The organism is Streptomyces sp. NPDC002176 (assembly GCF_044903645.1).
Lineage (GTDB): Bacteria > Actinomycetota > Actinomycetes > Streptomycetales > Streptomycetaceae > Streptomyces.
In genome coordinates this window covers 440,497-452,739 of record NZ_JBJDQW010000004.1, presented here as the reverse complement: position 1 = coordinate 452,739, position 12,243 = coordinate 440,497, and the positions used below count along the sequence as shown (strand labels likewise).

General features: G+C 76.5%; 5 protein-coding genes. All 5 read right to left on the bottom strand.

All coding sequences use genetic code 11. The features are described from left to right. Positions 1-30 precede the first annotated feature (30 nt). From ACI2LY_RS21165 to ACI2LY_RS21145, 5 genes are read right to left on the bottom strand one after another with little or no spacing between them, the layout of a single operon-like run. The gene (locus tag ACI2LY_RS21165; protein WP_404708502.1) at positions 31-1,737 is read right to left on the bottom strand and encodes a hypothetical protein; all 1,707 of its coding nucleotides are present in this window, start codon (positions 1,735-1,737) and stop codon (positions 31-33) included. Next, entirely contained in the window at positions 1,734-5,174 is a 3,441-nt protein-coding gene (locus ACI2LY_RS21160) for a DUF5682 family protein (RefSeq protein ID WP_404708771.1), read from the bottom strand. Before ACI2LY_RS21160 ends, ACI2LY_RS21165 begins: the two co-directional genes overlap by 4 nt. Before the next feature lie 32 nt (positions 5,175-5,206). Further along, entirely contained in the window at positions 5,207-6,403 is a 1,197-nt protein-coding gene (locus ACI2LY_RS21155; protein WP_404708501.1) for an AAA family ATPase, read from the bottom strand. Next, on the bottom strand, positions 6,400-11,391 hold the full coding sequence (locus ACI2LY_RS21150) for a hypothetical protein (RefSeq protein ID WP_404708500.1): 4,992 nt from the start codon (positions 11,389-11,391) through the stop codon (positions 6,400-6,402). Before ACI2LY_RS21150 ends, ACI2LY_RS21155 begins: the two co-directional genes overlap by 4 nt. Continuing rightward, a complete protein-coding gene (locus tag ACI2LY_RS21145; RefSeq protein ID WP_404708499.1) occupies positions 11,388-12,242 on the bottom strand; it encodes a DUF4132 domain-containing protein in 855 nt (284 codons plus the stop codon). Before ACI2LY_RS21145 ends, ACI2LY_RS21150 begins: the two co-directional genes overlap by 4 nt. Position 12,243: the final 1 nt, after the last annotated feature.

Below are 12,243 nucleotides of genomic sequence, written 5' to 3'. Positions count from 1 at the left end.
GCCGGGCGCCGTGGGGCGTTGTCGACGCGATTATTCGGCCCGGACGCCCCACGCGGCCGCGCACAGCGCCCGGTCCAGTTCCGCGGTGTAGCGGGTCGCCGCCAGCCAGCCGCGGGCGAACCGGGTGGTGTCGGCCGGGAGCAGGCGGCCGAAGACGTCGCGGGAACGCTCCGTCGCCGAGACGTGCAGCTCGGCCAGGAGATCGGCGGCGGTGCCGAGACCGTGGGCGTTCAGACGGCGGACGTCGGTGGCCAGGGTGCCGGGGAAGGAGAGGGTGCGACGGCCGCCCCCCACTGCCTGATGCACGCGGCGCCGCAGCAGGTGCACGGGCGCCTCCTCCATAGGCGGCACGTCAAGCCCCGCCGCGTGCCCGCTGGTTGGCAGATCGGCGCGCTGGAGCCGGTCCAGGCCGACATCGACACGCGTGCCCGTGATGGTCGGGTGCTCGGTCGCCAACAGGGCGGCTCGCGCGTGCGGGGCCGGGATCAGGCGGGCCACGATCCGGAGCCGGGTGCCCCGGGCCGCCGCCAGCAGGCGCAGGTTGTCGCGGTGGGGGAGTGCCGGGTCGTCATGGGCGGAGGTCAGGCGCACGGTGCCGCCCTCGTACTCCGCCAGCAGACAGTCGCCCGCCGCCTCGCGGGCCGTGCCGCTCAGCGTCACTTCGAGGAAGAGCAGGTCGGAGCCGCCCGCCAGAGCACGCGCCACCTGGTCGGCCTCGGGTACCGCCCAGAGCCGGTCCACGGGCTCCGCGCGCCACTCCACCCCGGGTGCGCGGACCGCCCGTACGCCCGCCCCCGCCCCCAGTCGGCCCGACGGCGAGACCGTGGCCCCGGACATCGCCAGCCCCGCCCGCGACAGCTCGCGGTGCGTCAGCGCCGTGTCTCCGACGCGTACGGTACGGTCCGCCGCGCCCACCGCCCGGCCGGGGCCGCCGGGTGCCACGTCCGACACCTGGTACAGCCTGCCCTCGGCGTCGGCGGTCCAGGTGACGGCGCCCGCGTAGCCGCTGGCCGTCAGCACCGGCTCGGAGAAGAGGCCGTACAGGCGCAGCGAGCCGTCCGGGCGGTACGGCTGGCGGGCGGTGCCGCGCAGCTCGGCCAGTTCCGTGTCCTCGGCGTCCGGCAGCCGGTGGGCCACCGCCAGGGTGTCGCCGAGGGTGGCCGCGAGGTCGGCCAGCCGGTACGCGGGGTCGGCGGAGCGGGCCGCGCGCAGCGCGGTGACCACCGAGACGGCCGAGGTCGCGAGCCGGGGGAGACCTGCGAGCCGCGCGGTGTGCGCCGCGCGCAGCAACTCCGCCTGGAGCACCGCCCCGCAGCCGTCCGTACCGGCGTCGAGCACGGCCGCCGCGGCGGTTCGCACGGCGTGCGCGGCGGTGGTCTGCTCGGCGGTGGCGCGGTCCGTCCGCGTGGGTGTCTCGGCATCGGCCGCGGGTGTCTCGGCGGGGACCGCCTCCGCGAGCGGCGCCGCCGAGGCGACGGCCGCCCGGTGCAGGCAGGCCGGGGCCAGCAGGCAGCCGCAGTGGATGTCGTCCGCGCGGGTCACCGTGCCCTCGGGGGCGCGGAGTTCGACGTGCGCGGTGTCGTCCACGGCGACGCGTACGGTCGTGCCATCGCGGCTCACCGGGCGGTCCGCGAGCTTGGCGATGCCCGCGTCCAGCCGTTTGCGCAGCCGGGGCGAGAGCGCGGCGACGAGTTCGGCCACGACGGCCGGTGCGACCGGCGGGAGTTGCGGGCTCATGCGATCTTCTCCCCAATCCAGCGGGCGAGTTCGAGCGGGCTGAGGGCGGCGACCGGCATCCCGGCAGCGACCAGACGGCCGGCCACCCCGGTGGCGTAGCGCGGGCGGCCCGCGTCGTCCAGGCTCGCGCAGCCCAGTACGTGGCAGCCCGCCCCCACCAGCGCGCGGACCTCGGCCAGCAGACCGCCGAGCGGATAGCCCTCCTCGAAGTCGCTGATCACCACGACGAGAGTCCGTGAGGGCACGGTGACCAGCTCGCGCGCGTGGCGCAGCCCGGCCGCGATGTGCGTGCCGCCGCCGACGCTGACCTCCAGCAGCAGCGACAGCGGGTCCTCGACGTGCTCGGTCAGATCGATCACCTCCGTGGAGAACGCCAGGAAGTGCGTCGACAGCGTCGGCACCCCGGCCAGCACCGAGGCGGTGAGCGCCGCCCAGACGGTGGACGCCTCCATCGAGCCCGACACGTCGGTGACCAGGATCAGCCGCCAGTCGGCCGACCGCCTGGCCCGCGTACGGAACACCGGACGCTCCGGGACGACCCGCACCGTGCCGTCCGGGGCCCGGCGCGCGGTGGCCAGGTTGGCCCGCAGCGTGCGCGGCAGGTCGAGTCCGCCACCCGGCCGACGGCTCGGACGCGGGAGCGCCGCGCCGTGCAGCGCGGGCCGTAGCCGCGTCGCCAACTGCCGGGTCAGGGCGTCCACCAGGCGCCGGACCAGGGGCCGCAGCGCCGCGAGCCGGGCCTCCGGCAGCCCGCCCGCGTGCCGCAGCACCGAGCGGAGCAGGTCGACGGAGGGGCGTACGGCGTCCGCGTCCAGTTCCGTGAGCACGTCCGTCCGGCCCGCGTCGGCGGCCGCCGCCAGCACCTCTTCGCGGACACCCGGCCCGAACAGCGCCGCCAGCTCCTCGGACCACTCCCGGACCCCGGGGTACGACGGCTCGCGGCCGCCCCGGCCCGTCGGCCCGGTGAGATCGCCCCGGCTGCCCTCGCCGCGCCCACTGCCGTACAGCTCGTCCAGCGCGGTGGCCAGTGGGCGGGCGGACGCGGGGAGGCGGTCGGTGCGGCGGCCCAGGACCAGGCGCCAGCGGTCGGCCGGGGTGAGCCGGTTCCCGTTCGCGGGCGCGGGCCCGGCGGTTTCGGGTGCGGCCCCGGCGGAATGCGGCGGGGGCAGCAGGCCCAGCGCCGCGAGGGTGTCGCGGGCCGCGAGGTCGGCGCCGGTCCAGGTGGCCAGCGCCACCGGGTCGATGTTGCCCGTGTCCGCGAGGTGACGCTCGTTCAGGCGCTCCTCCACGATCGACAGCAGACGCTCGCGGGCGGCAGGGCTCAGCGTGTCGAACCCGCCGCGCAGGGCGGGCAGCCGCGCCACGAACTCCGGGTCGGGCAGCTCCGCGACCCGGCCCAGGAGCGGGTCCAGCGCGGGCGCCGCCGACTCCAGCAACTGCCCGGCCGCGGTGAGCAGTCCGGCCAGCCGCGCGGTCAGCGCCGACCGGGACCCGGCGTCCACGGCGCCGTCCACCCAGGACGCCACCCGGTCCCCGAGCAGCTCCGGCTCCTCGTGCCCCAGCAGCACCCGGACGGCCCCGGCCGCACCGCGCATCAGTGGAGAACCCCCGGCCGCCAGCCGGGCGAGCGCGTCGGTGAGCCGGATACCGCCGAACACATCGGCGCGGTGGGCGAGTTCGAGCAGGGCGTGGGCGTCGGCCGGGTCCTCCGAACCGGTGAGACCGTCGACCTGGCGCACGGCGGCCGTCGTCAGCAGCTCGGCCACGGCCCCCGCACGGGCCGTACGATCCTCCGACGCGTCCAGACCCGCCACGTGCCCGGCCCGCAGCCGGTCCAACAGGGCCAGACCGGCGAGGAGTTCGGGCAGCGTGCCCGCGTCCGGGAGGACGGCCCCCGTCTCTGTCAGCCGCTCGTCGGCCAGCTCGGGCAGGCCGCACTCCGCCGCCTCCTCCAGCCCCCGCAGCGTCTGCGCGGCCGTGGGACCGCCCTCGGCCCGCTCCGCACGCAGCCGTTCGCGCAGCACCCCCTCGGCGGCCTGGGCCGGGGTGACGCCCCGGACACCGGCCGCGGTCAGCAGCGCGGCCGTCGCCGGTGTCCAGCGGGCCTCCCAGCGCGAGGTCAGCGCCTCGGCGCCGCCCGCCCCGACGACGTCCTTGGACTCCGCGTACGGCACCCCGCACACCGACAGACGGCGCAGCAGCAGTTCCCTGCGCCGGTCCAGCTCGGAGCGGAGCGGGTTCAGCCGCAGATCGCGCGCCGGGCCCCGGCCCGACTCCGCGGAGCCGGGCAGCCCCAGCTCCGTCAGCTCGGCCTCGACCGCCGGAGCCAGCCCGCTGCGCGGCGCGCCCGGCGCGGGCCGACCGGTACGCGTGCCGACGAGCACCGCCTCCATCGCCCGCGCCACGGCCCGCCCGCGCCCGTACGGCTCGCCCTGCGCCAGCACCGTCTGCACGGCCTCCACCAGCTCACCCCGGCCCGCCGCGGGCAGCCCGCGCAGCCGGGCCAGATCACCGGCCAGCCGGGCGATCTCCCGCGCGTCGGCTGGTCCCGAGGGGTGGCCGAGCGCCCGCAGCCCGGCACACACCCGTACCGCCGCCCCGGTCAGCGCCTCCTCCAGCGCGCCGGGATCACCCGCCGCGTCGAGCACCAGGTGCTGCCACTCGGGATCGCGGATGCCCGCCGGATAACCGGACCGCGCGTCCAACAGGGCGTAGGTGTACGGGATGAGCGAGGTCGTCCAGGTGGTGGCGGGCACGGCTTCGGCGGGTGCGTCGCACGGGGTGAGCAGGGCGGGCGCGTGGAAGGCGCCCACCACCAGGGCCGCGCGTCCGCCGTCCGCCGTGGCGGCGGCCAGGCACGACCGCATCCGGTGCTCGCGCCGCAGGTCCACCTCCGGCACCCCGCCCGCGGCCGCCGCGTCCTCCCGCAGCGCCCAGCCCGTCAGCAGCGCGGCCCGCCGCAGCGCCTCCGGCGTGGAACCGGGGGCGGTGGCCTCGACGAGCCGGTCCCACAGGTCGTCGTCACGGCGACCGGTGAGCCGGGCCCGCAACGCGGCGGCGACACCGGGGACCACGGGCTCCGACGTCCCGGACGATTCCCCCCAGCCCCGGTCCGCCAGCGGCAGATCGCAGGCGACCACCGGAACCGAGTGCCGGGCCGCCCACCGGACCGCGGCCAGCTCCGGGGAGAAGTCCGCGAAGGGATAGAACGCCGGTCCTACGCCCCCGCCCTCGGGCGCCGCCGCCAGCGCCACCGGCGCGACCGTGTCCTCATGGGCGAGCCACGGCAGCCACTCCTGGAACTCGGCGGGCAGCTCCACCAGCAGCACGTCCGGCTGCGCGGCGTCCAGCAGTGCCGGTACCGCCCACGCCAGGGAGGGCGCGTGATGCCGTACGCCGATCAGGAAGGGTGCCGCCGGGTCGGTCAGGGCCGCCATCGCGGCCTCGGGGGATGCGTGGGACACGGTCCTCAGCCCTCCAGCACCGTGCGCAGGTCCCACAGGGTGCGCCAGGTGGCGGAGCCCTGTTCGGCCCGGCGCCGCACCGGGCCGTCCCAGTAGCCGCGCAGCCGGGCCGCGTCGGCCGGGTCGTCCTTGCGGACCACGCCCAGCAGATGGCCCGGCAGCAGCCCGAGCACATCACGGTCGCCGGGGAAGTACGCCGAGGCCAGGCCCAGCGCGCCCGCGACGGACACGGCCTCCGCCGTGCTCATCACCGTGGACGGCCGCTCCACCTCCCAGCCCTCCGCCGACCGCCCCTCGCGCAGATCCCGGAACGCCGTCACCAGCGCCTCCAGCACCGCGTCGTCGACCTGGAAGGCCGCCCCGGCCCGCTCCACCGACGCCCTCGCCTGGCCGCGCACCAGAGCGGTCTCGGCCTCGATGTCCGTGATGGGGCCGACCGTCTCGAAGTTGAAACGGCGCTTCAGCGCGGCCGACATCTCCGACACACCCCGGTCCCGCAGGTTGGCGGTCGCGATGAGGTTGAAACCCGGCGCCGAGTGCGCCAACGCGTCCGCTCCGCCCGCCAGTTCGGGAATCGCGATCCGCCGCTCGGACAGCAGCGACACCAGCGCGTCCTGCACCTCGGGGAGACAGCGGGTGACCTCCTCGACCCGCGCGATCCCGCCCCGCGACATGGCGGTGAGCACCGGCGACGGCACCAGCGCCTGCCTGCTGGGCCCCTGCGCGAGCAGCAGGGCGTAGTTCCAGCCGTACTTGAGCTGGTCCTCGGTCGTGCCCGCCGTGCCCTGCACCACCAGGCCGCTGGTGCCGCACACGGCGGCCGACAGCAGCTCGGACAGCATCGACTTGGCGGTACCCGGCTCCCCGACCAGCAGCAGCCCCCGCTCACCCGCCAGCGTGACCACGCACCGCTCCACCAGCGCGCGGTCCCCGACGAACTTGCCGACCATCTCCAGCCTGCGCGGCACCCCCTCCGGCACCTCCGCGTCCTCCGGCAGCGCCAGCGCCCGGCCCTCGCTGCCCATGACGAACGTGACCACGGCACGCGGAGTCAGCCGCCACGCGGGCGGGCGCGGGCCGGTGTCGTACGCGGCGAGGAAGGCCAGTTCGGCGGCGAAGAGATCCTCCGGCGGGACGATCTGACGGGCGGGCGCGGTGCTCATCGGGACGGCTTCCTTCACACGGGTACGGGCGGTGGTCATCGGCGGCGTCCCTTGCGGACCGCGCGGGTGGTCAGCTCCTCGTACGCCGGGGCGTCGCCCGCGCGGACGCGGTCCCAGGCGCGGACGAACAGCTCCGGCACCGGGAGCAGGGGCATCGACCTGCGGTGGGCGGCCACCGGGTACAGCCCCTCCTTCCAGGTCTCCAGCGGCAGCGCGGGCGACTTCAGATCGCGCCAGCCGCACGGCAGGAAGAGGGTGCGTCCGGCACGCGGCCGCTTGGCCTCGACGACCAGTGCCGTCGCGGCCAGCTCCGCGCGGGCCTTCTTCGTGCGGGCGGGCTTCCAGCCGTTCCAGCGGACGGTGTCGCGGTCCGTCGGGTCGGGCAGCGCCAGCAACTGGAGGTAGAGAGCGGCGGCGTCCTCACCGAGACCGTGCGTCCGGGCGACCTCCGCGACCAGTTCCGGCACGCTGAGGGCCGGGTTCTGCGCGTACCCCTCGAAGGTGTCCGCACCGGGCGCCACCACGCCGTCCAGCTCCGGGCCGAGGACCAGCGCCAGCGCCCGCAGCGCACCGGTGCGGGCCGCTCCGACCAGTCCCTCCAGCACTCCGAACACCGGGTCGCCCGGGCCGGACAGCCCGGCCGGACGCACCAGGACGGTCTCCGCGTCCTGGTACCACGGCCGCAGCACCAGCGCCTCGCCGATCCGGGTCAGACCCCGTGCGTCCTGCCCGCCGGTCGCGGGCAGCCCGTACGTCTTGCGCAGCTCGGCGGCGGTGTGGGTGTTCCGCTCGCTCCACTGCAACCCCAGGTCGAGCATCAGCTCCGGGTCGGCCAGCCGACGGCGCACGGCGGCGAGGCCCGCCGGGAGGGCGGCGCGCAGCGGGTGACCGTGGGGGAGGACGTAGGCGAGCGCGGCGAGCGTGGTGACAGCCCCCGGCACGGCATGGGCCGACGGGAGCGCCGCCGGGTCCTCCGGGACCAGTTCGCCCTCCTTGTCGAGGACGAGGCGCGTGGTGCGGCTCAGCCACGGGGTGCGGTCCGGGTTCAGCACGTCCTCGGCGTACGTGGCGCCCACCCCGGCCAGCTCGGCGGCCAGGTCCTCGGGTACCCGCACCAGCGAGCCGATCCGGTCGGCCCACGTGCGGCCGACCGCGCCCGTGTCCGGACCCGAGAGCCACAGATCGGCGGGGTCCTCCGGCAGCAGCGCGCCCAGGAGCGCCGTCCGCTCCGCGGAGCCGAGCTCCTCGACCCGGGCGACACCGAAGGCGTACTGACGGGCCTTCAGCCCCGTCACCGCCAGCCCCTCCGCACCCGGCTCGCGCGGCAGACCGGCGAGCAGCGCGGCCGCCTGCGCCGGGCCGAGCCCGCCACCTGTGGCCGTCTCCAGCTCCGCGGGGGCCTCGGGCCGCCAGGGAGCGGCGCCCTTGTCCCGTGCCAGCCGTGCGACGGCGGCCAGGTCCCGCGCGGAGATCACCGGGGCGTACCGGTCCTCCCGTGTCAACGTGAAGTGGGCGACCGCGCCGAACCTCCCGCTCGGATCGTGGTCCAGGGCCAGCCAGTCGATCTGGTCGCGGCGGTGGTCGACGCTCTGCGCGCCGAGGATCACCACCGTGCGGCCGTCGCGTCGCAGCACCTGCCCGGCCCGCGCGTCGATGCCGCGCGGTTCACCGAGCACGACCGTCCGCAGCGTGCCCTCGGCCGTCAGCAGCTGTCCCTCCGTCAGTGCCTCGAACAGCAGCAGCAGCGGTTCGCGTCGCCCGTCCGGCAGAACCGGGGACACGGCCCGCAGCGCCAGCGCCCGCAGCTGGGGCAGCACCCCCGGCCACCGGGTGGAGCTGTCCGGGACGGTGAACTCCTCGCCCCGCCAGCCGTCCCGGAGGGCGTTGAGACGCTTCGGGTCGGGGAGCGGCCTGCCGTCGGCGGGCTTGCCCGACAGCACATGGTTCACCGCGCGTATCTGCCGGAGAGCGGTCCACTGCGGCGAACGCCACCAGCCGTGGATGCCGCCGAACCCGGACAGCGCCTCGCGCAGGGTGCTGTCGTCGCCGTACTCGGGGCTGAAGTCGGCGAACATGCCCTCGGTCCGGGCACGCGGCCGGGCCTCGGGCTCCTTCGGCGGCGCGGTGAAGGCGGTGGCGGAGTCGGCCAGCCGCACGGCCGAGCGCACCAGTGACGCCACACCGAGCAGCAGCCGGGCATCGGTGATCCCCGGCAGCCCCCGGCGTACGGCGTCCACCGTGACCTCGTCGACGGACCGGACCGCGGCCCTCGCCGCCTCGTCCTCCCCGGCGCGGGCCAGTTCCCGCTGCCGCTCACCGAGCGCCTGGGCCACACCGTGCATCAGCTCCGCCGCCTGCGCGTCGGTGACTTCGCGCAGGACGGCCGACCCCGCCTCGTCACGGGGGCGCAGGGCGTGCCAGAAGGGCAGCGAGGGGACGAGGCGGGTGCCCGCGGCGAACTCGCCGCCCCGGTCGTCCGGCGTGACCTGGCCGAGCCTGCCGGTGCCGGAGAGGTCGAACAGGCCGACAGAGCGCGACAGTTGGACGACGACCGGCTTCGCACCGCCGGGCAGCCGCAGCGCGCCCACCGGCACCCCGTCCTCGTCGTGACCGGGCACCACCGGGACCGACACCGTACGGCCGTCCGGCGTCCCGGCGGTCCGCAGTTCCTCGGCGCCCTCGCGCCCGGTGCGCACCCAGCGGCCCAGCACCGTGCCGTCGGTGCCGAACGGGCTGTTCTCCAGGCCCGGTTGGAGCGGCAGCACCTCGCACCGGCCCGCCAGCAGCTCCGTGCCCTCGCGGACGCCCGACGCCAGCAGCGCGGGCAGCGAGGCGCGGCCGTGGGTCCCCGTGGCCGGGTCGTACTCCAGCCACACGGTCCGCTTGCCGTGCCTGCCCTGCCACCAGTACGCGGTGCCGTCGCCCAGGACGGGCCGGGCGGCGGGCAGTTCGGTGTCGCCCGCGTGCAGGGTGCGGCCTCCGGTGGCGCGGCCGCCGCCGGGCAGCGGCAGGGAGGGGACGCTCGTGTCGTTGCCGGACCACCAGGACGGCGTCCGCTCACCGCCGAGCGGGAACACCTCGGTCGGCCGGGCCGACCAGTAGCCGTATTGCTTGCTCTTGTGCCACCAGATGACCAGCAACTCCCCGTCCACGTAACGGAACCGGGGGCGCTGCCAGCGGTCCAGGTCGTCGGGCAGACGCAGATCGTGGTCGAGGAGCACCCGCTCCGGGCCGACCACGACCGCCTTCGCGCCCCGGGACAGGATCAGCGCGGGCCAAGCCTCCTGGACGGACAGCGAGTTGTCCGCGTTCTTGCGCTGCGGCTGGGCGTCCAGCACGTCCAGCGCCTCTTCCAGCGCGGGCCAGCCCAGCTCGTCGAGGACGCCCGCGCGCAGCGTCCGGCCGAGCACCGTCCGCACCGGGTGCGCGGCGACCCGCGCCACCGCGTCCGGGCCCGTCCCCGCGGCCACCGGGCGGAAGGGCCGCAGCCGGTCGAGCGCCGCGCGGGCACCGGGCAGCCCGGCCGCGCCGGTGAACTCGGCGGCGGCCTCGTCCAGCCACTCCCGCAGCACGCCGGACAGCACCGGGTGCGTGGCCACCGACTCCAGCACCTCACCGGTGAGGCGGCCCTCACCGACCTGGCCCACCGCGCGGTGCAGCAGCCGCCGCAGCCGGGGGTCGGCGGCCATGGCCGCCAGGTCGCGCCGACCGGGCCGGGTGCCGGTCAGCCACGGGTGCAGCGGCAGGTGGACGGTGACGTCGGCGGCCGGGAGGGTCAGCGCGATGCCCTCGGCCGCGCACAGGTCGAGCAGGTCGAGATCGGCGCCCGCGTGCCAGCGTCCGGTGAACAGGTCCACCGGACGCCCGGCCGCGCGCAGCGGCGCGGCCATTCGCGCGACCAGCGCCAACGTGGCCGGTGAGCGCCCGGAGAGCGAACCGCCGTGCTTGCGGAACAGCGCCCAGCGGGTCAGCCACTCGGCGGGGTCGACGCCGTGCTCCTTCGCGGCCGCCGCGTCGGTCAGCAGCCGGTCGGCGCCGGTCTCCGCGAGCAGGGCCAGCCAGGACTCGTCGTCGTCGACCTTCCGCCCCAGCCCGCTCGGCATGATCTCCAGCAGTCGCGCCCTGATCGCGGGCCGCTCCTCGGCGAGCGCGCGCAGCACCGGGCGGTAGGCGGTCCAGAACGACGCGGGCGCCCGGACGGCGGCCGGGGAGGCGACCAGATCGGCGACGAGCGCACGCTCCTCGGCGTCCCGGTCCAGTCCCGCCGAGTTGATCAGCCCGCGCGCGTCCTGCGGCAGCGAGGCGTACGGCGGCATCCCGGCCGCGCACCGCTCCACCGTGAGCTGCCGGAACTGCGCCCAGGCGGCCGCCGGGTCGAGCCGACGGCCGAGGTCCCGCACATGCTCCTTGAGCGCCTTCACGGTCAGCGCCCCGGCGAAGGCGAACTCCAGGAACACCGCCCGCTGCCGCTCCTCGTCCACCGCGAGGGCGTGCACCCGCTCGGCCTCGCGGGCCTTGCCGAAGAACGCGGCGGCGTACGTGGTGTTCTCGTGCTGGAGGAAGACCCGCGCCGCCTGCTCGTAGAAGGTCGGCAGGAAGTGCGGCACGGCACGGCCGAGCCGGGTGCCGAGGGCCTCGAAGCCCTCCTTGGCGTTGCCGGGGCGGGACTTGGCCTGCCGGGCGAGCCGCTCCACGTCCTTGACCAGGGCGAGCGCGTGGTGGCCGTTGGCCGGGTCGTGCACCAGCGCCCAGGCCGGGAAGCCCAGCGTCTCCCGGCGCACCTGCCCGCCCTCGAACGGCTCCGCCGTCCGGGTCAGCCCGAGGAACTCCAGCGCCAGGTCCTCGGCCTCGCCCAGGGTGCCCGGGACCAGCCGTACGATCCGGCGGTCGGCCAGCGCGGGGTGGGCGTAGGAGCGGACGGTCAGGCTGTCGGCGTCCTCGCGCGCGGTGCTGCCCACGGGCAGGACGGCGCCCGCCTCCAGCAGGGCGGTCAGGGTGCTCTCGTCGTACTCGGCGTGGTCCGTCATGCCGCCCGCTCCTCGTCCTCGATGTCGCGGCCGGCGTACAGCGCGGCTGCCATGCGGATGCCCTCCGACCAGGCGACCGGTCCGACCTGGCCAAGCCTCAGGACCCGTCCGGCGGGATCGGTCCAGGTCAGCGGGCCGGTCTCGGTCTCCTCGTAGCCGTCGTAGTCGCCGATCCAGACGCGGGCCTCGACGCCCCGGCCGTTCTCCAGGACGGAGCAGACGGCGTTGCCGCCGCGCACGCGGTAGCCGAGCTGGGTGGCGCGGCCGTGCAGGAAACGCAGCTCCTTGAACGAGCCGCCCGCGTACTCCTCCACCTCGGTCGCCTCGGCGGACAGGGCGGCCGGGCGGTGGAACACCTCGCGGAAGAGCTGCTGGGCGCGCTGCTCCACGCCCAGCTCGACGGCGAACTCCCGCAGCTCCTCGAGATCCGCGAGCAGGACCGGATGCGGGATGCGGACCCGCTCCGGGGCGATACGTATCGTGTCGCCGTCCAGGTCGACCAGGCCGAGCCCGCGCTCGGGGTCGGCGTCCCGCAGGAAACCGGCGACGCGGCCGTCCTCACCCGTGACCACCAGGTCGCTGAGCGCGGCCCGCCAGGCCGGGTCGGGCCACACCCGCGTGACGACCGCGAGCGGCACCGGCAGGGAGCGGACCATCCACCGCTCCACGGCGGCGAGCGACTCCCGCTCGTGCCGCTCCAGCCACTCGGTGAGCTGCCGCAGCCCCACCACCGCCGGATCATCGGCGATCTTCGGAGGCACCGTCTTCAGCAGCCGTCCGGCCGCGTTGCGGCACACCACTTTCCCGCCCTCGAGGGCGACCTCGTAGCCGCCCGCCGGAACCCACCCCATA